Raw genomic sequence first — 26,751 nt, forward strand, 5'->3', positions numbered from 1 at the left:
GAGCCATGCTTATTTTTTATATGAGCAAGTTCATACCTATGTTGAGTATGCGCGCGAACTTCTCCATTAATTCGCACTTCAAAACCGGCATACCTGCGCACCTAAATGCCATCACCATCATGCACTTCAAATCCGCAATGCATTCGCGTGCAATACCACCAAAGAGGTCAGTCAGCAATGAAAAAAGTAATGGCCGATTCGACGTCCCCCCACTTTCAGTAGCAGAGGGCTTTAGAGTCCGGGCTTAATTTACCTGATTTCTCAGCAAGTGATTCGGCATAGGCCGCCGGCGTCAAACCACCCAGTGCTTTCTTCGGCCTTTCATTGTTGTATTCCCTTCGCCAGGCTTCGATAACAACCTGGGCGTGGCGCAGGCTGGTGAACCAGTGTTCGTTCAGGCACTCATCCCGGAAACGTCCGTTAAAGGATTCGATATAAGCGTTCTGATTGGGCTTGCCCGGCTCAATCAGAAAGAGTTGAACCCCACGGGCGTGTGCCCAGCTCAACATCGCACGGCTGCAGAACTCCTTGCCGTTATCGGTCCGGATGGCTTTGGGCAAGCCACGGGTCTTCGCCAACTGGTCGAGGACGCGCGTCAGATGCAGGCCTCCCATCGCCCGCTCCGGAACAATGGCGACTGCTTCATGCGTGGCATCATCGACCACTGTCAGATTCTTGATGACACGCCCCTCTGCCGTCCGGTCGAACACAAAGTCCATCGACCAGACCTGATTGGCCGCCAAAGGACGAGCCAGTGGGTGACGGTCTGCCACGGGGATTTTCTTGCGCTTGCGCCGGCGAATTTGCAGACCTGCCTCGGCATAGAGTCGATCTACCCGCTTGTGATTGACCAGCATGCCGCTCTGTCGCAGCTTCAAATAGATCATGCCGGCCCCATAGCGTCGGTGCCGTTGCGCGAGCGCGATGATCTGCGCTTTCAAGGCGGCATTTCGGTCAGTGGCGGGCTGGTAGCGGTATGAGCTGGGGCTCATGTCGGCCAGACGTAGCGATCGACGCTCGCTGAGCCCTTTGCCCACCAAATGGCGCACCAGCTCCCGCCGTGACGGTGCGCTTACCACTTTTTTCGCAGGGCCTCTTTGGCAATCTCGTTCTCGAGCATGGTCTCGGCCAGGAGCTTCTTCAGCCGTGCGTTCTCAGTTTCCAGCTCCTTGAGACGCTTGGCCTCGGAGACATTCATGCCGCCGAATTTGTTGCGCCAGAGGTAATAGCTGGCTTCCGAGAAGGCGTATTTGCGGCACAACTGTGCAACGGGCATGCCGGCTTCTGCCTCGCGCAGGAAGCCGATGATCTGTTCTTCGGTGAATCGTTTCTTCATGTCCAATCTCCGTGTGGGGTTGATTGGACTCTAAAGTCAGGTGCTACTCAATACTGGGGGGACGTCGGATTTACACAGAAATCGCGACACCCTCTTTCTGGCTAAGTAACCTTGCATAGGTGACCAGCACCCGTCACACCATCAGCTAAAAAGACAGGCCAACGACAAAGGAAAATGACCTCTCCCGCAGGGGGAGAAGCCATTGAATTGCATAGAAAAAAGACGATTCAGATTTCAAGGCCTAGTGCTTGCATCCATGATTTACCTAACAAGCTCGCCACATTGTCATTATTATCCTGCGACCAAAGTACCTCTGGATTGCCTCGATGTTGAAGCCTGTGATTCAGGAATGACTCAACCCTTTTCAACCGCTCGGGGTCATGGGTGAGGTAACCAATTGGTACGGTTACTGCACTTTCCTGGCTCGGCTGGAAGTGATATTGCACCACGGCCAGTTGACCGGGAATGAGAAATACCTCTACTTTGTCCTGCAGATCCTGCCCCTTAAAACCCAGACCATTTGGAATGCGAGAGTGGTAAGCCTTGCGTAGTCGATAAATATCATTCACATCATCGGCAGGTAGCAACGCTGTGATTTTTCCACGAGCCTTTCGCTCTTCACTCAATTGTTTAGCTACTTTCCCACAAAATTCGGTCAGTAGCGCGCTGTTTGCAGCCCACAGCGGGACAGAACTAGACAGCCACAAGGCATTGTGGCTCACCCCTTCCTCCCAGTTTTTTGCCAGTTCTTGAAGAGTTCTGGTGATGGTGATTCGGTTATTATCCGCGTAGATAGGGCCAATCATCGCTCTTGTATTCTGATTGTCATATCCAGTTTTGCGTAGGTGGTGATCCATCAGCCAACGGTTAATATCTAAACCATTCCCATCAACATAACGATTCAACACTATGTCGTAGAAGGCCCTGCAGAATTCTGTCAGAGACAGGCCTCCGGTTGAGAGCTTAATCCCACTAAGATAATCGGAAATGCGCGATTCGAGCTCCATGCTCAACGGGCGCTGTCGAATATCGCCGACCTTCTCGGAAGCCCGCTTGATGACCTGAACATCTCCCGTCGATGACGGCAGTAGCCAGATATCGATATCCACAGGTATCTGCACCGGCCTGCCAATTTCACAGGCCCCGACTTTGTAGAGGCGCTTGCGCTTAGAGTCCCGATCTTGCTGGCGAGCAGTATCGAGATACGCACGGTACTGGCTGCCAAATGTCTCCGCTACCTGGTTGGTGCTCAAGCTCTTGTGCTCATGCGGGATGGGTATTTCGTAGAGGCCAAATCGACTGCTGTTGTAGCGGGATTTGGGCATGACTGAAAGAGTAAGTAATTCGATTACCGGCTCTTCAATACACTCCTCGTACTTAGTCAGGCTGGCTGCCACATTAGGATTGCCCTTGGTACGATCAAGCAGCATTGGCGAAGGGGCCAGATGGCCATCGTTGCTGTAGACCGCGAGCTTGTTGTGAACCAGGGTCTCGACCAAGACTTCGACTTCGCGTTTGGACAAACCGAAGTACTCTTGAATATCGCCTGGCAGCACTTCTTGTAGCGCCAGCAGCAAGCGGCAGGTGTACTCTTCAACGACCGGTAGGGAGACTTCTTTCGTCCAGCCGCAATTCACGTGGTACGTCTGCGCAGGCACCAATAGAGAAATTGTATTGCACAACCGCAGACCTGAGGGATCAACTACTTCGAATTCTTCATGCATGGGATTTGCCCTCGATCACGCTGGTTCCATCAACGATTTCGTAGCTCTTAAATTTCGCCCGGTGTTTGTCATTTATGTAACTGAGCACATCCCCTAGGGCAGAGGAATGATTTGCGGCGCGCCACATACGTTGGGCACCAATGATAACCAACCTCTCCTGAGCTCGTGACAAGGCAACATTAATCCGTGAGGGGCTGACCAGAAAACCTTGTAAGCCGTGGTCGTTGTTTCTGACCAAGCTCAAGATGATGATTTTGTTCTCCTGCCCCTGATAGGAATCCACGGTATCAATTTTGATGAGGTTTCGAATCTGTGCAGCCCATTCTGCGCGGCTCAGTTCCTCTTCTAGAAGCCGCTTCTGAGCGCTGTACATTGTGATGATCCCTACTGGATAGGGATGTTTGTCACTCTTCTCCGCCTTTAGCTTCTCAAGGTGCTCCGGACGTGCGAGTTGCTTAATGAGATGCAAACAAACTTGGAGCTCATGCTGGTTAAGCAGTACGCCCTTACGCGGCTCATCTTCCATAACTGCACGCTCACCGCTGCCGCTATCGATCCAGGTGACCGGGGTGCACAGGGGATATGGCAAATCCGCATACCAGTCGGCAGCCTTCTTACGAGAGCTCTTAAGGGCACCTTGGTAGAAGCAATGGGAAACGACATCACCGATTGGTTCTATCATCCTGTACTGAGTGTCAAAGGTGATGCCATTATTGACCAAGAAGGCTCGCTCAAAATCGGTACGAGTGGCCTCGCGCTCATCAATAGAGAGTCTGCGGCACACGGCTCGCACATGCTTTGTGTCATACAGTGGCGGGAGCTGTTTATGGTCACCCACCAGTAGGACTCGTCGAGCACATTGCAGTGCAATCATGAGCTCGGAGGCCTGGGCTCTTCCCGCCTCATCTACGATTACCCAGTCAAATTCAAGCTCATCGATATGCAACCCGCCTGCACCAATACCAACAAGGGTGCCACAGACTAACTGTGAGGTCTTGACTAGGAATTTGTCGTAGTTAGCTCCGCCTGAGGCTAGTACATCAATCCAATCCTGGCTGATGTCGATCAGGTGGTTGAGCCGCTGCAACGCCAATTGGTTAGTGACCCCATGGCTGCGCGCGACCAGGGTGGAAAGAGTATTCCAGAAGTCTGGATCCAAGGCACTTGGCAGGTTGAAGTCATAGCCTCGGGTTTCCAAGTTGCGCTCAAGGATTTCCAAACACTCCTTAATTTTCTCTGCAAAGGAGGCTGCAACTGTCTCCCGCTCGCTAGGGTCGTGATAGTGTTTGGTCGCGCTCTCATGCTGCTGATTGGCCAGAGCACGGATGCGCTGGAGCAGCGGGCCAATGCTGCGATGCAATTTGGCCAACTCTTCGACTAGGGGCTGACTGAGCATAAGACGCGAGGCAAGAGCATTGATGCGCTTTTCGTACTCGCGCTGAAACTTGTAGCGGATTTGGCGCTGGATCGAGCTAGAGTGGCACTGCAGTAGTTTTTCATCAATGGCTGACTCATGGCCAAGACGCACTACGCTTAGTGGCGTACTGAGGTGCATGCATAGCTCCCTAGTTTTGATGGCCACCGTGTCTACCGATGTGTGGGACTGACCGACCAGCAAGATATTGTTAGCTAGGCCGTTTTCGAACAAATAATGAATAAATTTGCTCACAAAGGCTGTCTTGCCGGTGCCCGGAGGACCCTGTAGGACACTGATAGGGCCTTCTGAAATAGCTCGTTGGAACGCCTCTATCTGACGCGGATTGAGACGCTCGGACTCACTGTCATAACGATCGCGAATCTTGGCCTCATCAGGTTTGGCCGCAACCGCCCGGAGCATTGGTTCACTACTGCAGTCGAAGTAGCCTGGAAGACTATTAATGCGTGATTCGCCTATTAGCACCCGGTTCATGGCCCGTTCTCGGCGAGCGCGAGAGGCATGGCTACGCTTGGATTCGAAAATCAGCTCGGCACCCGGAATCAGCTTCTGACGGATTGATCGCATACCCGGAGCAACCACTCTGACAGCTAGCATGTCCGCATCGCTTTCTTCTGTCACCACATAGCCGAAGGAGCGACTTTCCCCTTCAAAATAGATCCCGACCTCATCCTCCTCACCGAGTAGTTCCAGCAGTTCTCCCTCTTCAACTTCACACGGAATCAGCAGATTACCGCCCTCGCTTTCCTGAATCTCACCCGACAGGATTTCAACCCTTCGACGCTGCTCACCTTCTGTCTCCAGAAAAGCTTGCCAGATGGCACTGGGGCGAATTCTGCCCTTTATGTCATCGATGAATGAGGAGGGTGTCTTCTCGTCTTCAACCGGTGTTAGTAGAGAGACCACCGCGTCGATGCTGGTGATGAACTCGATCAAGTGGTCAGAACATTTGGTCGTCGGCAGGCCACGAACCACTTTCACCGGTCGAATAAAGGTAAATTCAGCTTTGTTGCTGGCCGAGACATAATCAGTCATGGATGCATCACGCAAGCCAAGGTTCTCAATTGCGCGTGCGTTTGGATCAAAATCAAAGCTTAGCAGCCGATCACGACCGGTGATACGGCAGAACAGCATGCCTGGTTTTTTGCGAGAAGGCTCGACTTCAAAGTAATAAGGCAGTTCCTCAGGCTGAAGTAATTGCTCCTGCTGCGGAAATTGGAAGCTCTGGCAGGTGAATACCAGAGCTTCCTGCGTTTCTACTTCGGGTGAGCCATAGGTTCCAAGCAAACTCTTTAGGCTATCTCGCAAAGGCTCTATGGCAACTGGAACACCATGCGGTTGTTGCTCGCCTCGGTTAAGTTCTTCGACAACCGAAGGTGGGGCTTCCTTTCCGAGAAGCTCCTTAACTATCTTATAAACAGCGAAGCGGTCACGGCCAAAGCTATCTGTCGAGGTGGGATTGACAGGGCCATATTCGACATTGTACGGGTCGCTGGAGTCGCCAAAATCCAAGGCGTCGATAAGCATGAGTGCAAGTTCACACGGGTTCTCCGCACCAACAGAGGATTTCACCAAGATGTTTGCGGGGTGAAGGTCCCCGTGGGCGAATTGCTGGCCGTGCAGATTTTGCACAACATTACACAGCGCAATACAAGCATTGAGGCGAGACTTAGTATCGGTCAGCTTCTGGGTAAAATCAGACCAACCTTGCCCTTCTTCGAACTGGGTCACAACAAACAGCCCCCTCCCACCACTGAACATCCCATAGGTTAATAGTGATGGAAGTGGTAGTTCACCCACCTGGGTCTGCTCGATTCGCTTACGCATCCGCAGAATTCGCCGGTTCATCCCTGGTGATTTTGGGTCCACCTCGGCCTTCTGCCAGAATTTGAATAGAGCCTCCTGCCCTTCAAACACACATCGATAGGCAATTTTCTCGCCAAACATGTTCGGTTGAGTACCAGACGCTGCAGGGAACAGTTGGGTCATGGCGAAGGGGCTCCAATCATTTTTGATGAAGTCACCCTTAGTAATCTCCTGTAAGACCTCTTGGGTGTCGTCGTAGTGTAGGGCCTGCCCCAGTGTGATCGTATTGAACTCAGCCAGCATGACTAAGGCATTTTCGAACCGCCCCTGCTGCTCAATATCCAAGGCTCGTTCAAAGAATCCATCAAGTTTGCTGTCAAATGGATCGTTTTCGACCTCCTGCCAAATGTATACCCCATCTTCACGTTGCAATCGCACGTCATGAAAGCAGATCTGGTGTGCGACTAAGGCCAGCAGATAGACGTCTCTCGCAAAAGGGCTGAGGACTTCACCCGAAGATCCATACACATCTTCTGGAAGCAAAGTGTCACTACTACGCAATTTTTCGCTTAGATCCTTGACTGTGCCTTTCTCTGGAATGAACGCGGCGTGGTAACCCGACGTTAAGATGATATTGTGGTCGGCTGAATACCAGAGGTTTTGTGTGTCAATGTCGCGATGGGCTATCCCCATAGTATGTAGTTCGGCAAAAGGAGAGAGGAGCGCTCGCACCAAATCAAGCCGTTGTTCTGTACTCCATTTAGCACCATAGAGGTTAATATGCTCCTCTAGTCGGCGGGTATTCTTCCGCAGCTCATAGAGCTCGATACTGTCATTATTGATGTCCTCTTCGACAAGAGGTGCTATAGGTCGCAGAAGGAATTGCTCAAGTGGACTATTGGTTGAAACGGCTGTCCGGTAAAGGTGCTCTTCACGCATGACCACCTTGCGCCAAGTTTCATCATCACGGAATTTCAAGCCAAGAATGGCCAAGTCCCAGCGGCGCATCATCGCCAGTCGATTGGCTTGGTCCTTATGACTGGAAGGGTATTCTGAAAATAATTGCTGTCCATGAACCCGATCTGGATGCGATGAGGCTACATAGTCCATAAATTTGAAGTCTGCGGGTTGAACACGAACCCCACGAAAGAAATCGTCAAAAGCTTGTTTGCACCTAGGGGAAGTAGGGCGATCCCGACGCTTGTCTTTGAAGAAGTCGAATTTTTGACTTACTGTAATTCGAGAGTAAGCCTCTTGTTCGCGGATTGTCAGAAACTCTTGAAGGGTATGAACATACCGTCGCTCTGAGGTAGGTAGGTATTCAGGCGTTGCCGATCCACACAGCACAACATGCGCTTCAACGCTGGGATAGTAGCCCAATTTATGAGCTACCTCTGTCTTGAGAATATTCATCAACCGTAATGCTTGATTACGCTTTACGTCATAAGGGCTTTTGCTACGGTATTTGTCATTGATATACCAGTTACCATCGTAGCTGTTGAGTCTTCCGCTCCACTCCTTGAGTTCAACCACCAACACCCGGTCATGGGTGATGATGATAAGGTCGAATTCCATCGACCCTTGGGTATCTGTTAAGACCACAGATGCGTAGGCAAACCATACCCCACTGAAATGTTCCTGCATTAGGGAGAGAGCATTAGTTTCGCTCTTGTGAAGACCATTCCCTCTGACGACGATGTCCATGCGGCTTTCTTTCTGAATGAGTCTAAGAACCTGTTCACGATCTGTTGCACGGTGGCGATACAGCATTGAAAACCACTTCGAAAATGCTCATGTACCACGTGTACATTCCGCTTTCTCAGCCGTTTCCCTCTTGTCTCGCTCTTGCTCGCGTGATCGCGAACAGGCTCTAGGGTGTACAGGTGCGGCACCTGCGGTGGCAGCACTGCAACATGCCATGTGCAACTTATTCTATATTTTGTCATGAAAATTGCGGCGCAGTCAGTTGTATTGCTCAATCCAATCACTGGGGCCGTTGAAGGAATGTGGGGGGCGGCGGCGTAGTGCAGATCAGAGGGAGGCCGGTCTCGCCTTCTAGGGGGGGGGCAGCTAACACGCCGAGCTCGACGTGTGTGAGATGTTTGTGGTCTTGGGTTAGGTAGCGTCGGCATTGGTTATATGCATTTGCAACCTGCAGCTCTATATGTCATAAGCATTAGTGCCAATGATGGAGACTAGATGAAGATGAACGCGCTACTCAATACTGGGGGGACGTCGGTAACACCCAGATATCAATAACTACTTTATTCACACAAGCTTCCGTAAAGTCTCTCCTAAGTTATCTGTCTACAATGAATCGATTTGAGCTGCTCATGGCAGTTCGTCTCATGGATCTCACCAAATGGACGATCACTCACTATGAGGAAGAGGACTGCTACTAACTAGAAGTCGCGCCTTTCTTTTTGCCACTAATCATAGGATTTCAATAAACATTGAATATACTATATTGCTGCATAAGTCATCATTTATTTAGGTCCTCATTAATATTCACCAAGGCATTCTTTGCCATTTCATCACGGAAACTCTTTACAGTTAGTGACAGTTTATAAGATTCGGCTGCCTGCCTAAGAATTTTTTTGTCCTGCACAACCGCACCTAGAGTTGCAAGACTTTCCGCCAAAGCAAATTCAGTCTCTGACCAGGCACCCGGAGAGCGATCTTTCGTACGCGCACTCAATGCCTCAATATATAAATCATTTGCCTCGTTTAGCTTTCCCACATCATGTTCAAGCATAGCTTGCTGGTAAGCAATAAGCCCAAGGTTGTGTTTTGCCATACCCCAATATAGAGGTGTATCACTCTTAGAATACACTTGCAATGCATCATTTAATTCATTTCTTGCATCAAAAAGATAATGTTTGTTTTTAGAAACATCAGCCAGACTCAAATACGTAGCAGCAAGATTATTTTTAACCATTGCCCAATAGTATGGATGATCTTTTTTGTTATTTACAATTAGAGATTTATTATATGCAAACAAAGCTTCCTGCAGGGATGGCTCACTTTTCTCAATACCTCCCAGTGTCGTTAATGAATTCCCTAAGCTCATTTGAATAAGAGCCCAATTTTCCGGATCGTTTTCACGGGAAAATACGGTAAGAGCAGCTTTGTGCGAAATAATAGATTGTCGTGAAATATCGCTATTTATCTTTATTTTCGAGATGATATTTTGGATTATTCCAATATTGCTATTAAGAGAGCCCCAAGCTAGCGGAGTCTTGGATGCCGAAATATACTGCATGGCTTTTTTGTATGAATCAATTGCTGCTTGCAGGGTCGGCTCATCCTGCAATCTCTCGCCAAGCTCTCGTTGAGTCGCACCAAGTTGATTGAGTGCCTCACTTTTAACCATAACATCATCAGTATGATCGACCGCTTCTTGGTAATATGTTGCTGCTTTTTTTAATGCGGCGATGTCACCCGTTTGAGAGGCATAGACATGATATGCACTTCCTAGAGATATTTGCATGCTTGCCTTCCCCGCACCGTTAGGCCACCCTTTGATTGCTAGCTCTAATTTGCTTATTAATTTTTCAAGTTCTGGGTAGACATATTTGCTTGGATCAATTTGAGAAACGTAGGCTAGGATCTGCGTCTTTACGGCGCTTTCAAAGACAGCGTGTGCACTCACGGGAAATTCTGCAGCAAGGTCCGAGGGGATTTTTGTGTCAAACTTAGTATCAACCAATCTGGGGGAAAGCATGACTCTAACGGTTTTTTCTTTATCCGCAAGTACATATCCCCAAATTAACAAGTCAGCCTGAGCTTCAATTAATAATTTTTTTGCAATTTTCTTAGAGTTCTCCTCTGCAGTACTTGGATCATCGGTAGTCAATATATCAATATGCCGATCGAATCGGACTACTTCAAACCCAGGCACGTCTATTAGAGAGTGAACAATCATCTTTTGCACTTCATCATTCTGATCCCCATCTATGTGCACAATAGCAACAGTGAGTTTTTTTGATGACGAGGCCGGCAAGGGGCGTTCATAGACTTTATTTAGAATATCTGATACAAATGGGATTTTGGCCGCATCGAAAATTGTGAAAAAACCAATAATTAGCGCAAACCCTAACGCAGCAATCCACCCAAATGTCCCCTTACTTCTCGCCCAAGATATTAAACCAAGAGACGGGTAAATATTCTTCATTATGGTCTTTATGTCTTCGCTCTTTTTTCTTTTCATATTTTGACAGTCTTAATCAGAAGCCATTAATGTTGAGTGATTTCTTTAGAAGTGGTGAACTAAAATTATTGACAGAACTGAGGAGGCCGCGTAATTTTAGTAAAATGCACAGATTTTATATTTGTAAAACATATGGCACCCTCTCAATGAGTAAATCATCTTGACAGGCACCCACACTAGAAGAAGAGCCGCGTATGGTTTAATCGAATTTACATTATAACTTTTCTCTTCAAATCGTTGTGCTTATTCCTTGGAATAGTATAAAAGTTGATATTAAAGTCATTAGCATGTATCTAACAGGCTGTTGAAATACCATTTCTGACAGGTCTGGCCAATAGGTTACGTGCAGTGACATCTATCATGATCATTTCGGCGAATTCTTTGCTGAGTTTGCCTGGTATGCAAGCCAACCTAATCGATATGAGCGAGCATCATGTAACGCATGATGCCAAGGGCGTCCTGGCTTACTATGGTATTTCTCCACGGCGTGGTGATAGGCACCCGTATTGATGAATGGGGCGAGATCCAGCCGCTCGGAGGCAAGATTCTCAGGGTAATGACCTAATAGCTGAAGCAAGTACTGAAAATCCTGTTCGGCATCACAAGCGGCAATGCAGTGGCGTGGAGCGGCTGCCATCCATACCAGAAGTGAAGCTCTGGCCTCGGTCCATGTCATACGCGGACCGAGCAGGTGTGGCAGCACTTCACGACGGACGAATTCGGTACAACCGTCTTCTGTCCAGCCATCGGCGAGTTCGACATACCATTCTCGGCGACCATCTTCCGCCACCACAGCCAAAGAAATCAGTCGAGGTACCGATTGGCCTTGCCCAGTGTATTCTGTGTCGAGAAACAAGCGCATATTTTTGGTTATTGATCTCTTCAAAGTCACATACTATTCAATCGGGGGTGTCGCCAGTACTGAGATGGCATGCCAAAGCTGTTGCAAGAGCTATGAAGATGGTTCCATCCGGGTAGTCAACCCATCGGGGAATACCCTCCATGATGATCTTGCGGAATAACTTGGTGCCATTCCCGGGAGGGTAATGTCTATCGAATTTGTCTCTGGCTTTGCTTCTTGAGACCATCTATAGACAAACTTACTGTATGGCGAGTTTGTTTTTCCAATATCCTATTCATCGATCGCATTCGTGTGTTCTCTCAGGTGCTCGAAGAGTGTCAACCTCAAATCTCGGTGAATCTCCAGTATCGAAGAGCCAACCTCCCTTGAATAGACAGGCAGCAGACTTGGACCATGAGGAAGCACTGCGAGTATTGACCCAATCCCATTCGGGGGAGGCGCTTGCAAACATGCCGCATCATGGCTCGCAATATGTGCACCTTTCGATAGGTCACTATATAGCCGTCGAAGTTTTTCATCGATGTGCTTGATATTTGGTGCCCTATTGGTTGTTCGCGATTTTTCAAGAATGTGCCTGAATTGGGCAATACCTTCGAACTCTTGTCGTACCAAGCAAATCGCTTGCAAGTAATAACCCCCGCAGATAAGGAAGATGATTGGTGTGGCCGCCATATTAACCACAGAGAAGGTTGCCTCCCACTCCCTGAGAGACTCATCACTCCTAACAACATGTAGTGTTGTTCCATCTCTCAACTCGCTTCGAGTTGTCCTATTCAGGATCAGATCTATGCATTCTCCAATTTTCTTGGAAATCGCTTCGCACTCTTGCAGAAGTGACGCCAATTCACGTTGGGCTATCTTCCCGTTTTTTTCGGCTTGTATACTAATAAATACATCCCAATTTCTCACATTGCTCCCACGGCAGAGTGCCTAACAGTGTTTAAACGGACGCTGGGGTCTGTATACCAATTGATATTGGTAACGCCGAACATGTTGCCTTCGTGGAAGGGTCTCCGTGGGCACCTTCTGGCCGGCAGAAGTGATTATAACGCTTTGTCATGAATGACCGCTAAGCTGAATTGCTGCTAAAGATAAGGCCCGCCTAGTTGTAGATCAACTTTATGGAAAGTACTGCGAAAGGCTTACCCACTGAAGCCCTTCATGGATTGACTTTGTCTGGCCAGTATCAGCACAAGGGCCTAGATCTGGCCTCACGTTACCGACACAGCTGTCTTGCTCGCCGAAATCTGCTGCAAAGAAGGATTTGCCTCGGCATGTTGCTGGCCAGGCTGCCCACGCGCGGTGCAGCCATGCAGAACTTGGCCAATGGCAGCATCGGAGAAAGTTGGCTGCCGCCCCCGTTTGCCGGTGGCCGGCGCATGCCAGCTCATGGTTTTGTCGAGCCAAAGTAAGGAGCTGCCCTCGTTGCTTGAAGGACTGGTTGTAGGCCTGCCGGTTGATGGTTTGGTACTTGAAAGGGAGGGGCTTGCTCTTACCATCACTCTACCGAGCAAACGCAAGCCTCGATTTGTGCAACAAAGCCACACAAAAGGCAAAGTGTAAAAATTCATCACCGGATCAAAAAAAATTTAACAAATTACTTTACAAAATAAAATTAAATAAACACAATACATTGAATTAATTAACATTAGTACAAAAAAGAAACCTCACAGCTACACATAACCACTGTGAGATACGCCCAAGCTTAATTGGCAAAGTACGCCACCCCGAACCCCCGCCCTGCGGGGGTTTGGCATTTGCTCACAGCTAGTGCATTACGCGGTAGAAAAGAGTCCAGGTGACTCAACTTCCCGCACGCGCCTCGCCACCCATTGCCCAACGCGGCCATGGCTCACCCATCATGCACCACCACCCTGCACATTCCGCCTGGAGATGGCCGCATGCGGATTTGTACATTGCCCCGGCATTTAATGCTTATTGCGTAAAAATTTTCTGCCAGGGCTATAGTATTGGATATGTACACCGCCAATGAGCCGACATGCCCTTTACCAAGCGTGCCATTTCCCTGCAACTGCATATCGCCTGCTTCTTCATTGGCTTGATACTGCTTTTCGCCCTATGCAGTAATTTCCTCTATTTCCGGGAAAACACCCGTATTCTGCTTGATGCCGCCGACACCAAAATGAAGCTGATCGGCGAACGGGCACAGCTGCAGATGAACGGCCTGTCGCAACCTGCGGCGAGTTTCGTCGACTTGCTTAGCCATCAGCGCCTGATGAAGGCAACAACGCTAACCGAAAGACTGGACAGCCTGCCCTACCTGGTGAGCGGCATGGCGCATCAACCGGAAATCGCCGCCAGCTTTATCGGCTATGCAAATGGTGACTTTTTCCTGATCCGGCGCTTCGAGCCGGACAATAACCCTTCGGCGATCTTTCACGCACCAGCAGGTACCGCCTTTATCGTACAGAGCATGGAACGGCAAACGGGCCGCTTCCTGTATTTCGATGCCAGACAGAAAATGCTGGCGGATGAACCCCGCCCAGACTACCGCCTCGACACCCGCAGCCGTAGCTGGTATCAGCATGCCATCAGCAGTACGGATATGGTCGCATCTGCGCCCTACCTTTTCTTTACCACGGGCCGCAGTGGTATCACGCTGTCACAACGCAGCCAGAACGAACAAGCCGTGATCGGCGTGGATATTCGGCTGGACACGGTAAGCCTTGCCTTGCAGCAATCGCGCATCACACCCCATACCAGCCTGGCACTGGTGAGTGGCGATGGCGCCGTCATTGCCTGGCAACAAGGTTTGCCCAAGGGGATCAAACAGGCCGATGGCACGCTGCGGACACCCCGGTTGGACGAGCTGGCCGCACCAGCACTGAACGCGCTGTCCCTGCGGGTCAAACAGCAGAACAGCAGCAGCCTTTCCTTCCAGATAAACGGGGAAGACTGGCAAGGCACATCACGCCAGATTCCGCTGCCAGGTAGCAAACCGCTGACGCTGTTAATCGCCGCGCCCCATGGCGAATTGCTGGCCGAGGCCATCACCATTCGCAAGCAAAGCATGGCGATCTCGCTTGTCTTGCTGCTCGGCGGGGTCGCACTGGCCTGGCACCTGGCACGCATGGCCTCGACGCCCCTGCGCGCACTGGCCGGAGAAGCCAGAAAGATCCAGCATTTCGAGTTCGCCGACGCAATCGACATTGATACGCACATTACCGAAGTGAACGATCTGGCACGGGCCATGGACAGCATGAAAACCACGATCCGCCAGTTTCTCGCCTTGTCCAAAGACCTTGCCAACGAGAGCAATTTCCAGCACTTGCTTGAGCGCATCCTGCGTGAAATGAAACAGCTCACCCATGCCGATGGCGGCATCATCTATCTGGTGGATCATGATGCACAGGCCTTGCATGCCAGCCATGCGCTCTGGCAAGACACCCTCATCAACAGCGACCCCACCACTTATCCCATCTTGTCACTGGAGCAGCTCCAGCATCCCCTGCTGGAAGCCCTGCAGCAATCCGAGCATGTCCGCTTGCTGCAAGCCAAGGAGCTGCAGCAGTTTGTCAGCCAACCGGTAGCGGACAAGGCCTTCACCCTGCTAGCCCTGCCGCTGCACGACCGTCAACAGCAACTGCTTGGTGTGCTGGCGCTGTTTGTCGACGAAGCGAGACAGCCGCTAGGCCCGGAATTGCGCGCCTTTGCTCAGGCGCTATCCAGTACGGCCTCGGTCGCGGTACATACCCAACAACTGATTGAAGAGCAAAAAGCCCTGTTGGCGGCATTTATCCAGTTGATCGCCGGTGCCATCGACACCAAAAGCCCGTATACCGGAGGCCACTGCCAGCGCGTACCCGAACTGACCCGCCTGCTGGCCGAAGCTGCTTGTCGAGAGCAAGACGGTGTATTTGGCAGATTTACCCTCTCGGAAGAAGAATGGGAAGAGCTGCATATTGCAGCCTGGCTGCACGACTGCGGCAAAGTCACCACCCCGGAATATGTCGTCGATAAGGCCACCAAGCTGGAAACCTTGTGTGACCGCCTGCACGAAGTGCGCATGCGCTTCGAGGTACTCAAACGCGATGCCGAACTGGCCTGCTGGAAGGCCATGGCCACTGGTGAGGATGCCGCGACACAGCAAGACATGCTGGCCCACCAACTGGCAGAACTGGATGCGGAATTTGCCTTTGTTGCCAGTTGCAATGAGGGGGGCGAATTCATGAGCCCAGACAAAATAACTCGACTGCAGAGCATTTCCGCACGCCGCTGGCTGCGTACCCTCAGCGACCGGATCGGCATCAGCCGGCGCGAGCGCGATGCCAAAGAGGCCACCGGTCCGGAGCAATTGCCCGCATGGGAAAAGGTTCTGGCGGACAAACCCGAACATATCGACCCGCGTCCTGATCACGACAAGCCACCTGAGGACATGGGGTTCCGCACTCGTGTGCCAGCCGATCTGTATAACCGGGGCGAGCTATACAACCTGTCCATCGGGCGCGGCACCTTGACTGATGAAGAGCGCTACAAGATCAACGAGCACATCATCCAGACCATCATCATGCTGAACAAGCTGCCGCTGCCACGACACCTGCGCCGCATTCCGGAAATCGCCGGCGGGCATCACGAAAAGATGGACGGCAGCGGCTATCCACGCCAACTCACACGCGACCAAATGAGCTGGACGGCACGCATGATGGCCATTGCCGACATTTTCGAAGCCCTGACGGCAGGTGACCGGCCATACAAAAATGGCAAGACCCTGTCCGAAGCCATTCGCATCATGTCGTTCATGAAGAAAGACCAACACATTGATCCCGACCTGTTCGACCTGTTCCTGCGCTCAGGGATTTATCTGGACTATGCGCAGCGCCACATGGCAGCAGAACAGATAGACGAGGTAGATATCAGCACCTACCTTGAGCAGCCCGCTAGCTGAAAAATCTGCTAATTGGGCAAAATGCTGCAAGTTGCCGCGACAGGGAGAGCCGACAGCGTGTTGCGTACCGGCAAGGGTGTACTGATTGATCTATGTTGAACGACAGCGATCCAGCTGGCATGCCCAATGCCACCGTGTGTCATCATGGCAAAAACCAGATTATTCCAATCAGCGTACCTACCCGCTTTATTGACATGCACTGATGGATAGCGCAGATCAGAAACTCACCATAGGTGCCATGGATTCCGCATTACTTTGCCAGCTGTCAGCGCAGGACTGACAAAGGGGTAGTAATCAATACAGTTTGTAACGATTCATCAGGGGAAGTATCGTGCGCCCACGCTTGTTTTTTTGGCTGGCTACACTGGCCAGTTTGTTAGTTTCCTTGTCCGCATCGGCCATCACCACACCTGGCGGCAAACAGCCAAACCCGCCATTACAGCCAAATGAAGAAGCGACCCTGGTGGTATTCAATCGTCAGGTGATGACCTTCAAGGCCGACTTTCTTGGTGCCCCGCCCGCGATACGGGCCGAGCGTGCCCATGCCTTGCTGGAAAACCTCCTTAGCAATGGCGAAGACCAGACCGTCTCGATCAAGAGCAATCCCGAAGGGCAGCTGGTCATGATAGGCAAGCGCATGGCATTTGCCGTCACGGCGGGGGATGCCGATCCGCTGCTGGGGCAGACGCCGGTCAGCGTAGCCCAGGAAGCGGCAAGCCAACTGAGCCAGGTCGTCAGCGAAACCCGTGAATCGCGCAATATGCACTCTATCCTGCTTGCCTGCCTGTATGCGCTGGCAGCAACGGCCTGCTACCTGCTTTTGCTGTGGATCATCAGCAAAGTCCGGGTTTGGCTAGGCGCGCTATTGATGCGGCGGGCCGCACACCAGGTCAGGAAACTGCGCATTGGCAATACCCAGATTCTGGATATTCAGTATCTGCTGCCGGTGCTGGGACGCCTGCTGATTGTCCTGCACTGGCTGCTCATGGTGTTGCTGACCTATGAGTGGTTAAGTTTTGCTTTCCGGCAATTTCCCTACACCCGCCCCTGGGGCGAAAGCCTGAATGGCTATCTGATGGGCATTCTGGCGGAAGTATTTGGCAGCATTGTCTCCGCCATCCCGGGGCTGGGCATTGCACTGGTCATTTTTCTGTTGGCCCGACTTGGCAGCAAGCTCACGGGGCAGATACTTGAACGCATGGCCCACGCCGATCAGCCTATCAGCTGGCTCACCCGGGAAACCATGCCAACGACCCGCCGCCTGTTCAGTATTGCCATCTGGCTGTTTGCCGTTGCGATGGCCTATCCCTATCTGCCCGGCTCACAGAGCGAGGCCTTCAAGGGACTCTCCGTCTTGCTGGGCATCATGGTGTCGCTGGGTAGTTCCAGCCTGGTCGGCCAGGGGGCTGCCGGGCTGATCCTGACCTATACCCGCACCCTGCGCCCCGGCGAATACGTGCGCATCGGCGAACATGAAGGCACCGTGGTCGCCATGGGAATGTTCACCACGCGCATTCGCACCGGGCTGGGCGAGGAGCTTTGCCTGCCCAATTCGATGATTACCGGCACGGTGACCAAAAACTACTCCCGTACCGTCAAGGGCGCGGGCTATATCATCGATACCACAGTCACCATCGGCTACGACACCCCGTGGCGGCAAGTGGAGGCCATGCTGCTCGAAGCCGCCAAACTGACGCCAGGCATTCTGGAAACGCCGCCACCCTTTGTGTTTCAGACCGCCCTGTCGGATTTTTACCCGGAATACCGACTGGTAGCCCAGGCCATACCGGCACAGCCTCGCCCGCGTGCAGAAATCCTGACCATGCTGCATGCCAATATTCAGGATGTTTTCAATCGATACGATGTGCAGATCATGTCGCCGCACTACATGGCCGATACCGCAGCGGCCAAGGTGGTAAAACCTGAGAACTGGTATCTGACGCCGGCAAGCCCGGACCAGTCCGCTGCGGATACCTAGCAAAGTGGCGAGCATGCAGCCCGCCACCCCATCGGCACAACCAGCTCAGCCCTGCTGTTTTGTCTGGCGCGTCAATGTGCTTCTGCCAGATTCTGGGCATAGGCAACCCCTGCCCCTTCCGCGATCACGCCCAGCTGGCAGTTTTCGGTATTGGCCGCCAGCGGATCAAGCGGATCGGACAAGGGCGCGGCATGGTGATACAGCGTGGCCAGTCTGGCTTTTACCGGCCCATCATCGCGCACCAGCGCACGCTTGTTTTCTGCCGGCACCGGATAGACCTTGCCTTCAAATACCGTTCCCCATACGGGAATGTCCTTCAGCTTTTTGGGGTCCACCTGGTAAGGGTCCTGCTCCAGCACGGTCAGGTTGGCAATCTTGCCGGCCTTGATGCTGCCCAGCAGGTCCTCCTTGCGCCATGAGTAGGCCGCTTCAATCGTGATTGCCCGCAAGGCCACATCGACAGAAATCCGCTGTTCCGGTGCGGCTATCCGGCCACTGGGGGTCATGCGGTTGACGCCCGCCCAGGCCAGGTACAGGGGGTCGGAGGGTGCCATCGGCAAATCAGAGTGAAAAGAAAGATGCGGGGTATGCTTGATGATCGATGCATTGCGCACCATCAGGTCAGCGCGTTTCTTGCCCAAACCGTCGGCATACTTGTCGGCGAAACCCACCGGGTAGTAAGGATTCACGCTGAAAATTGCGCCATCTTTGGCCAAACGGGCGATCTGCGTCTCCGTGGAGTTGGCAAAATGCACCACGACAAAACGGTGGTCCTGCCGCGGATTTTCTTTCAGCCGCTTTTCCAGCGTCGCCAGCACAACCTCGGCCCCAAGGTCTCCATTCACATGGATGTGCAATTGGTAACCTGCATCCCAGAATAGCTTGGCGCGACGCTCCAGATCATCCGGATTGATCATCCACTCCCCATGGTGACCATCGGTATAAGGCTCTTTCATCTGCATCAACTGGGAAATGATCGCCCCATCCGCAAACAGTTTGATCTGTTTGGGGAAGAACATCAGCTTCTTGCCAGGAGCCTCGGGAGCCGAGGCTACCGTTTCTTCCACCACATCCAGCGCCTTGTCCATGCCTACCTGGTCGACAATACCGCGCCCATCCGCCAGGAAAGTGGAATACATCGGTGTATCTTTGGCACCCAGTATCTGCTCGTACAATTTCCACATTTCCGGGGTGACAATCGCGCCAGGCTCGTTATAGGCCGTCACCCCATTGGCGTGCTCATACGCCACCATCTGCTTCAGCCCGAAGGTCAGCCGCTCCGGTGTGGCCACAACTTTTAGAAAGCTCGGCAATACTTTGGTACTCATGAAGCCCTGCTCCCAGAAATGGCCTTCGGGGTAGTTGACCATCTGGCTGGCAGTCCCCTTGCCCAGAACATCCTGAGCCGAGATATCCAGTAATTTGAGTGCCGCAGTATTCAAATACACCTCGTGGCAGGAGCGTTGCCAGATAATGATCGGACGGGTGCTGCTGATCTGGTCCAGAATCTGGCGATTCATTTTGCCATGCCACAGTTTGTGATAACCCCAGCTGACGAGCGGCTCATTCGGGTTGCTCATGTTCTTTTCTGCCGCTTTCAGGCGCGACATGTACTCTTCCGGCGTGTAGGCCGCCTTGATGCTGTGACCTGGCAAATTCCAGTCTTCGGTGGCGATGACCTCGGTTGCCAGCGTCAAGGCACCCAGCACCGGATGCAAATGCTGGTCGATAAAACCGGGCATGATGATCTTGTCTTTCAGGCTGTCATCAATACGCACCGGGCGCGCCCCGGCCAGCTTGGTCAGCTGGCTGACCGTTCCAGCACCAATAAACCGCTTACCACTTATCGCCACTGCCTCGGCCGTTTTTTGCGAAGCCTCCATGGTAATCACTTTTCTGGCCGGGAATATCACCACTTCCTGCGCCGCCGCCGGGCCAGCCGGCTCGGCCAGCTCCTTGCCCAGCGCTTCATTCATCGAGCCATCTGCCAGGGCAATGTGGGCAAGGCCGCTCAAGGCAAATAAAACGCACGTTTTTTTGAGTGAATACATACGGTGACTCCTGTATTAATCGCAATAGCCATTCATACGAAACGTATGGTTTTTCTAAGCCTTAGGTGAAGAGGCAAGACAAAATGGACTACCCTGCCTGGCATCCAGCAAAAGCCGGGGCGCGACCCTGCTTATGTAAAAAGCCCGCTCGCCTTGGCGTAGCGGGCCTTATCCAGCCATGGCTCTTGTGATGATGGCCTGTGGCTTAATAGGTATGGACGCAGGCGGGTATCAGTCCGCCACGCATCATGGTGGCACTGGCAAGGGTGAAGCAGCGATCCGAACCACTGCAGCTATTTGCCGCCTGGGTGGCCTGGCTGTCCGCCTGATAGATCACCTTGCCTTCCTTGATGGTGCGCAGTACCTGAATATCATTGATCTTCATCGGGTCGCCCTTCAGCGGGTTGGCCGACAGCACCACGAAATCGGCGGTCTTGCCCACCTCGATGGAGCCTTTGGACCCTTCTTCAAAGTACTGGTAAGCCGCCCACAGGGTTTGGGTCTTCAGACCGACCAAGGGCGACACGCGGTGCTCGGGGCCGAGCACCGCACCAGAGCGCGTAACGCGGTTGACCGTGGCCGAATACACCCGCATGGCATTGGGGAAGGCCACCGGCGCATCATGGTGTGAGGTAAAAATCATGCCGCGTGCCAGCGCCCAGCCTGTCGGGGAAATATTCTGTGCGCGCTCGTCACCCAGCACCGAATTCTTGTGCCAGTCACCCCAGTAGAAAGTATGCATGGGGAAAAACGACGGCATGATGTCCAGATCCTTGAAGGCCTGAACCTGGTCTTCCCGTGCGGTTTGCGCATGAATGGCCACGATGCGGCGATCACCCTTGCCAAACTTTTCCTCGGCCTTACGCACCGCATTGATGTATTGATCAATGGCCGCATCACCATTGACATGCGCCAGCAGCTGCCAATGATTCTTGAATGCCAGATCAACATATTTCTGTGCATCCGCATCACTCATGCTGGCGTAACCACGATAATCAGGCTTCTGGCCCTGGGGCGGGACGAAATACGGCTGGGTGAGCCAGGCTGTTTTACCCTGCGGCGAGCCATCCAGATTCAGTTTCGCCCCGGCTACGCGAAAACCATTATGGTAGGTTCGGGACAGATACGGCGCCTTGATGACCTCCTGTGCGCCCTGAATATCGGGATAGGCCGCCACGTCGATTTTCAGCTTGCCCTTTTGCGCCAGCCCATACATGGTTTTAACCGAGTCTGGCGTGGCACGGCCTTCCTGCGCCGTGGTGTAGCCAAAGCGGGTATACAGATCCATGCCCGCTTTGAAGATCATTTCATTGTCTTTGGGGCTGAGTTTGGCAAATAGCGGAATCAGCACCCGGAAGAAGGCCATTTCCTCCAGAACACCATCAGGCTCCGGGCTGCCTGCGCGGCGGCGGATCTTGCCACCTGCCGGGTCGGCGCTGCTCGCACCATAGCCGACCATGGCCAGTGCCTTGCTGTTCATGGCCGCAAGATGACCCGACTGGTGAATGATGATGACCGGAAGGTCTTTGGAAACAGCATCAAGCTCATCGCGGGTGGGGTGGCGCTGCTCGGCCAGCTGGGAGTCGTCATAACCGAAACCGAAAATCACACCCAGCTTCTTGTTTTGTGGCTCGGCGGCCCATTCACGCAAGGTCTGCTGCAAGGCGGGTATGCTGTTTACCTTGCCATCCGGCTGGGGCAGCAAGTTGGCTGACAGGGCTTGCACGCCGGTATTGAATACATGGCCATGAGCATCGATAAAACCCGGAATAAGGGTTTTGCCCTGCAAATCAACCATCTTGGTTTGGCTGCCTTTGAGCTTGAATAACTCATCTTTCGCCCCCACCGCGATGATCTTGCCATTTTTTACTGCAACAGCCTCTGCGCCAGGTTGCAGCTCATTGACCGTCACGATATCGCCGCCGCTATAGATGATGTCGGCAAAGGGAGCGGCCAAGACCATGCAAGATGATGAAGAAATCAACAGACCTGCAGCAATATAACCAAGCCTCATGCCAATCTCCCAAATAAATTCATGAAAAATGAATTAATTAGATAATAAAGTCAAACTTTAGCAAAATTTTCGCACAATATTCTAAAAATTACGATTGCAATAATATTTGCTGATGTATTATTCATTGCAAATACAACAACAGGATATCCCTCAGCCTGATGTATCGATTAGTGCTGCACGCCGCAGTGCCAAGCAGCAGTAACGACATGGCGCAAAACTTGCCGGCAGCATCAAATCAGCACACAGACACAAGCATCTTTGCAGCAAGACATACTCGTTGGCACTATCGCTGAACACACCACTATATGCCAATATTATTTTCCATTCTGATGGCAAGTTCACTTGATCATAGTCATCACATTTTTTGATAGCGACCGTCCGACATCATCTGACCAACAAGGATAGCCATGGCCTTATCTCACAAACACAAATCTGGCGGTCATTCTGTGCTTGCCTTGCTTGGGCTGACTCTTGGCCTGGCCAGCAGCCAGGGGCAAGCTGCCGACAACGATCTGGATCTGGCCAACAGCCTGAGCAATCCGGTAGCCGCCATGATCAGCGTCCCCTTGCAGTTCAACTACGATGCAAAAATCGGTCCGCAACGCGACGGCAGCCGCACCCAGTTGAACCTGCAGCCGGTAGTCCCGTTTACCGTCAATGAAAACTGGAACCTGATTTCCAGAACCATTGTGCCACTGGTAAGCCAAACGGATATTTCACCAGGATCCGGCACACAAACGGGGCTGGGTGATATCAGCCAGAGCCTGTTTTTTTCACCCAGGCAGTTGAGCGACGATGGTGTGATCTGGGGAGCCGGGCCGGTTTTCCTGCTGCCAACGGGCAGTGAGCCTGAGCTGACTGCCCGCAAATGGGGAGCCGGGCCAAGCGGCGTGGTACTGCGCCAGTCGCATGGCTGGACATATGGCATTCTGGCCAACCATGTCTGGTCGGTGGCCGGATCACAAAACCGCGACGGTATCAGCGCAACATTTGTGCAACCCTTCCTCAGCTTCACGACTCCGGATGCCTGGACTTACGCAATTAATACCGAATCGACATACGACTGGAAGCATTCGCAATGGTCTGTCCCGGTCAATGTCAATGCATCCAAACTACTGAAGCTGGGTGGCATGCCTGTGAGTATTGGCGGCGGTCTGCATTACTGGGTCGAAAGCCCTGATACCGCCCCCCATGGCTGGGGTGTACGCACCACCATCACCCTGCTGTTCCCTAACTGATTTGAATGATTGATATGCATATCAAAGCAATCAGGCAGGCTGCTGCCCTATTAGCTGTATTGCTGCTGAGCGCTAACCTGCAGGCAGCGGATGCCAGGCATGTCAGATGGGCCGATTTGCAGCCCGACGCGCCAGCACTGCGCAGCAGGCTGAGCAGCTTTGACAAGGCGCAAAAAGCCCGCCTGATGCGCGCCATAGAGCAGCAACAATTGAATGACTGGCTTCGTGAAGGCCGGGTAAAACCACCGGATCTGACAGCAAGAGACACGCAACTGCTCCAGGAAAACCTCAAGGACCTGATGCCACTGGTCAGCCAGGTGAATGCCTTTGAAAAAAAACGCAATGAAGAAATGGTAAGCGCGCTCAATGGCCAGGGCATTGAACTGGATGGCTACTTGCTCCCGCTGAAACAATCTGGCAAAAAAATTACCGAATTTTTATTGGTACCGGTGGTGGGTGCCTGCATTCATGTCCCGCCGCCACCTGCCAATCAGATGGTGGTGGTGGCTTACCCGCAGGGGTATGTGGTCAGCAATGACCTGTTTGCGCCGGTCACCATTACCGGAAAACTGCAGCTAAAGAGTAGCAAAGCCAATCTTTATCTGGTGGATGGCTCGTCAGACATCAATGTTGGCTACAGCATGGTGGCCGATAGCGTGCGCGAAATGAAGAAACCATAAGCATGGAGAACGGCTGCACCATGAAACGGTTCATAAGCTGCATATTGCTGGGCATGCTGCCTATCATCAGCCAGGCGGAAGATCATGCCGCTCACGTCCATGGTGTTGGCCAGCTGGACATCGCCATCGAGGACAACAAGCTGGTGATTGCACTGGATGGACCGGCAGACAATCTTCTGGGCTTTGAACACGCCCCGAAGACCGCACAGGAAAAAGCCACCTTGCAAGAAGTCAGCCGCAAAATGCAGGATGTGCGCAAGCTGTTTGTACCGAATGCGTCGGCCGGCTGCCGGCTTAGCCAGCAGACGGTACAAATGCCCGAATTCAAGGCATCCGGTCATAGTGAGATCGAGGCCGAATACGACTTTGTCTGCACGGCAGTACCACAAGAGATTACGCTCACCGCGTGGGCACACTTCCCCCGCTATAAAAAAATGGTGGTCAATCTGGCACTGCCCGGCAGACAGAAGCAGCTAACCCTGCTACCTGGGCAGAAGCTGAGCCTGAAATAAGCCTGCCACTATGCAAGACGCCACCCCCGGTCAAACCGCAGCATTGATCCAGGTAGCGGGCCTTGAGTTTGCCTGGCCCGGCACCAAGCAGCCGGTATTGCACATCCCGTCCTTTTCCCTGAAGCCGGCAGAACGGTTGTTTTTGCACGGCCCGAGTGGCAGCGGCAAAAGTACCTTCCTGTCCTTGCTCACCGGGATTCACCTGCCACAAGCCGGCAGCATCAGCATCCTGGGGCAAAACCTGGCTGCACTCTCTGGCGGCGGGCGCGATCAGTTCCGCGCCAGCCATCTGGGTTATGTTTTCCAGCAGTTCAATCTGCTCCCCTACCTGTCGGTCATCGACAACGTCATGCTGCCTTGCCGCTTTTCCCGGCTACGCAGGGAGCGGGCCAACGATGTGCGGGCCCAGGCCTTGCATTTACTGGAAAGGCTCGATTTGCTGACTGTACGCAACAAACCATCCACGGCACTTTCGGTAGGTCAGCAGCAACGCGTGGCGCTGGCACGAGCCTTGATCGGCGCACCGGAAATCCTGATTGCCGATGAACCCACCTCGGCGCTGGATGCCGAACGACGCAATGCCTTTATCGAACTGTTGTTTGAGTGTGCCGAGGAAAATGAAACGGCGGTCTTGCTGGCCAGTCACGATCAGCACTTGGCCACTGCCTTTGACCGCAGTATCAGCCTTGCTGAAATCAATCACGCCACGGTAAACCGCCATGTTTAGGATTGCTCTGTTCAGCATGCTGAACCGCCGCCTGACCGTGGTGCTTGCCATCCTGACCGTGGCCCTGTCCGTCCTACTGCTGGTTGGCGTGGAGCGCTTGCGCACCGAAGCGAGAAACAGTTTCAGCAATACGGTGTCCGGAACCGACCTGATCGTGGGCTCACGTACCGGCTCGGTGCAGCTGCTGCTATATAGCGTGTTCCGGGTTGGCAATGCCACCAACAATATCGGCTGGGACAGCTATCTCAAACTGGCGCACGATCCGCGCGTGGCCTGGACCATACCCATTTCGCTGGGCGACAGCTTCAAAGGCTTTCCGGTGCTGGGCACTACTGCCGACTATTTCAAATACTTGCGTTATGGCGATGAGCAGCCGCTTCACTTCACGCGGGGGGGCATGTTCCGGCACACCCATGATGCCGTGCTGGGTGCCAATGTCGCCAACAAGCGTAACTATGTACTGGGACAAAAAATCGTCCTGACACATGGCAGTGGCGATGGCGCACTCAGCGATCATTCCGACCAGCCCTTTACCGTGGTTGGTGTACTGGCCCCCACCGGCACACCGGTTGACGATAGCGTGCATGTATCGCTTGATGGCCTGACCGCCATCCACGAAGGCTGGCAATCTGGCAGTGCCTCCATCCTGTCCACAACAGGCATCTACGCCGCCGACGAAAACCGCGCCATCCCGCCCCCGGAAACCATTACCGCTTTTTATGTGGGCTTGAAATCGCGCACCTCATTGTTCAGCTATCAACGTAAGGTCAATCAGTATCGTGAGGAAACCCTGATGGCCATCATGCCGGGTGTCGCGCTGTCTGAGCTGTGGCAGCTGATGAAGGTGGCTGAGCAGGCGTTGCTGATCGTATCGGTCTTTGTCATGGTTATCGGCTTGCTGGGCATGCTGACAGCCTTGTTGACCGGTCTTGACGAGCGGCGGCGGGAAATGGCCATCTTGCGCTCGGTAGGTGCGCGCGCATGGCAAATATTCTTGCTGGTCATGGGCGAAACCTTGTGGCTGGTCAGCATAGGCATCCTGCTGGGCATGTCGCTGCTGTACCTTGCACTCCTCATCGCCAGACCGATCCTGCGCGAAACATACAGCCTGAACATTAGCCTGTATTGGCCCACCCGCAGCGAATGCGGGCTACTCCTAGCCACCCTGCTGGCCGGTGCAGTGATCGGCGCCATTCCCGCCTGGCGCGCTTACCGGATGTCATTGAACGACGGCCTGAGCCAGAAAATTTAGCCTGCCGCTTATTTATCTGC

Annotated in this window: 14 protein-coding genes and 1 pseudogene; 7 read left to right on the forward strand and 8 right to left on the reverse strand. The window is 52.8% G+C overall.

The window, feature by feature from the left end; genetic code table 11:
- Positions 1-215: 215 nt before the first annotated feature.
- The 6 genes and pseudogenes from H2Z84_RS12700 to H2Z84_RS21310 all read right to left on the reverse strand — a co-directional run.
- Positions 216-1,336, reverse strand: a protein-coding gene (locus H2Z84_RS12700; protein ID WP_181836304.1) for an IS3 family transposase whose coding sequence is annotated in 2 segments (ribosomal slippage) — positions 216-1,078 and positions 1,078-1,336 — 1,122 coding nt in all. Because the reading frame shifts where the segments join, the coding sequence is not laid out codon by codon here.
- Between the two features lie 227 nt (positions 1,337-1,563).
- A complete protein-coding gene (locus H2Z84_RS12705) occupies positions 1,564-3,060 on the reverse strand; it encodes a hypothetical protein (protein ID WP_181836305.1) in 1,497 nt (498 codons plus the stop codon).
- Positions 3,053-8,005, reverse strand: coding sequence for an AAA domain-containing protein (locus H2Z84_RS12710; protein WP_181836306.1), 4,953 nt, complete (start codon positions 8,003-8,005; stop codon positions 3,053-3,055). Before H2Z84_RS12710 ends, H2Z84_RS12705 begins: the two co-directional genes overlap by 8 nt.
- Positions 8,006-8,783: 778 nt before the next feature.
- Positions 8,784-10,511 carry a hypothetical protein gene (locus H2Z84_RS12715; protein ID WP_181836307.1) on the reverse strand — a complete coding sequence of 576 codons (1,728 nt, stop codon included), beginning with the start codon at positions 10,509-10,511 and terminating at the stop codon, positions 8,784-8,786.
- A 364-nt stretch (positions 10,512-10,875) separates the two neighbouring features.
- Positions 10,876-11,373: a 3'-5' exonuclease family protein gene (locus H2Z84_RS12720; RefSeq protein WP_181836308.1), complete on the reverse strand. Its 498-nt coding sequence runs from the start codon at positions 11,371-11,373 to the stop codon at positions 10,876-10,878.
- Between the two features lie 1,325 nt (positions 11,374-12,698).
- Positions 12,699-12,834 (reverse strand): annotated as a pseudogene (locus H2Z84_RS21310) (transposase); the annotation flags it as partial.
- 538 nt (positions 12,835-13,372) lie between these two features.
- On the opposite strand from H2Z84_RS21310, the gene H2Z84_RS12730 reads away from it, so the two are divergent.
- Together H2Z84_RS12730 and H2Z84_RS21475 are read left to right on the forward strand one after the other, a co-directional pair.
- Positions 13,373-16,279 (forward strand): HD domain-containing phosphohydrolase, encoded by a 2,907-nt coding sequence (locus H2Z84_RS12730; RefSeq protein WP_181836310.1) that lies wholly within the window; start codon positions 13,373-13,375, stop codon positions 16,277-16,279.
- Between the two features lie 331 nt (positions 16,280-16,610).
- A complete protein-coding gene (locus H2Z84_RS21475) occupies positions 16,611-18,257 on the forward strand; it encodes a mechanosensitive ion channel family protein (protein WP_220272825.1) in 1,647 nt (548 codons plus the stop codon).
- Positions 18,258-18,328: 71 nt separating this feature from the next.
- On the opposite strand, the gene H2Z84_RS12740 is transcribed toward H2Z84_RS21475, so the two are convergent.
- On the reverse strand, positions 18,329-20,308 hold the full coding sequence (locus H2Z84_RS12740) for an amidohydrolase (protein WP_220272826.1): 1,980 nt from the start codon (positions 20,306-20,308) through the stop codon (positions 18,329-18,331).
- Between the two features lie 205 nt (positions 20,309-20,513).
- On the reverse strand, positions 20,514-22,271 hold the full coding sequence (locus H2Z84_RS12745; protein WP_220272827.1) for an amidohydrolase: 1,758 nt from the start codon (positions 22,269-22,271) through the stop codon (positions 20,514-20,516).
- Between the two features lie 497 nt (positions 22,272-22,768).
- On the opposite strand from H2Z84_RS12745, the gene H2Z84_RS12750 reads away from it, so the two are divergent.
- The 5 genes from H2Z84_RS12750 to H2Z84_RS12770 are packed head-to-tail and all read left to right on the forward strand — an operon-like array spanning position 22,769 to position 26,731.
- A complete protein-coding gene (locus H2Z84_RS12750) occupies positions 22,769-23,560 on the forward strand; it encodes a hypothetical protein (RefSeq protein ID WP_220272828.1) in 792 nt (263 codons plus the stop codon).
- A 14-nt stretch (positions 23,561-23,574) separates the two neighbouring features.
- The gene (locus tag H2Z84_RS12755) at positions 23,575-24,240 is read left to right on the forward strand and encodes a DUF3299 domain-containing protein (protein WP_181836313.1); all 666 of its coding nucleotides are present in this window, start codon (positions 23,575-23,577) and stop codon (positions 24,238-24,240) included.
- A 20-nt stretch (positions 24,241-24,260) separates the two neighbouring features.
- Positions 24,261-24,752 carry a DUF2796 domain-containing protein gene (locus H2Z84_RS12760; protein ID WP_181836314.1) on the forward strand — a complete coding sequence of 164 codons (492 nt, stop codon included), beginning with the start codon at positions 24,261-24,263 and terminating at the stop codon, positions 24,750-24,752.
- Positions 24,753-24,762: 10 nt separating this feature from the next.
- On the forward strand, positions 24,763-25,479 hold the full coding sequence (locus H2Z84_RS12765; protein ID WP_181836315.1) for an ABC transporter ATP-binding protein: 717 nt from the start codon (positions 24,763-24,765) through the stop codon (positions 25,477-25,479).
- Positions 25,472-26,731, forward strand: a complete 1,260-nt coding sequence (locus H2Z84_RS12770) for an ABC transporter permease (RefSeq protein WP_181836316.1) — start codon at positions 25,472-25,474, stop codon at positions 26,729-26,731. The genes H2Z84_RS12765 and H2Z84_RS12770 overlap by 8 nt, the downstream gene beginning before the upstream one ends.
- Positions 26,732-26,751: the final 20 nt, after the last annotated feature.

Source organism: Aquitalea aquatica (assembly GCF_013911085.1).
Classification (GTDB): domain Bacteria; phylum Pseudomonadota; class Gammaproteobacteria; order Burkholderiales; family Chromobacteriaceae; genus Aquitalea; species Aquitalea aquatica.

Bases quoted from the DNA above. Each gene is read 5' to 3' on its own strand.
- H2Z84_RS12705 (WP_181836305.1), bottom strand. From the start codon at position 3,060: ATGCATGAAGAATTCGAAGTAGTTGATCCCTCAGGTCTGCGGTTGTGC.
- H2Z84_RS12710 (WP_181836306.1), bottom strand. From the start codon at position 8,005: ATGGACATCGTCGTCAGAGGGAATGGTCTTCACAAGAGCGAAACTAAT.
- H2Z84_RS12715 (WP_181836307.1), bottom strand. From the start codon at position 10,511: ATGAAAAGAAAAAAGAGCGAAGACATAAAGACCATAATGAAGAATATT.
- H2Z84_RS12720 (WP_181836308.1), bottom strand. From the start codon at position 11,373: ATGCGCTTGTTTCTCGACACAGAATACACTGGGCAAGGCCAATCGGTA.
- H2Z84_RS12730 (WP_181836310.1), top strand. From the start codon at position 13,373: ATGCCCTTTACCAAGCGTGCCATTTCCCTGCAACTGCATATCGCCTGC.
- H2Z84_RS12740 (WP_220272826.1), bottom strand. From the start codon at position 20,308: ATGTATTCACTCAAAAAAACGTGCGTTTTATTTGCCTTGAGCGGCCTT.
- H2Z84_RS12745 (WP_220272827.1), bottom strand. From the start codon at position 22,271: ATGGTCTTGGCCGCTCCCTTTGCCGACATCATCTATAGCGGCGGCGAT.
- H2Z84_RS12755 (WP_181836313.1), top strand. From the start codon at position 23,575: ATGCATATCAAAGCAATCAGGCAGGCTGCTGCCCTATTAGCTGTATTG.
- H2Z84_RS12760 (WP_181836314.1), top strand. From the start codon at position 24,261: ATGAAACGGTTCATAAGCTGCATATTGCTGGGCATGCTGCCTATCATC.
- H2Z84_RS12765 (WP_181836315.1), top strand. From the start codon at position 24,763: ATGCAAGACGCCACCCCCGGTCAAACCGCAGCATTGATCCAGGTAGCG.
- H2Z84_RS12770 (WP_181836316.1), top strand. From the start codon at position 25,472: ATGTTTAGGATTGCTCTGTTCAGCATGCTGAACCGCCGCCTGACCGTG.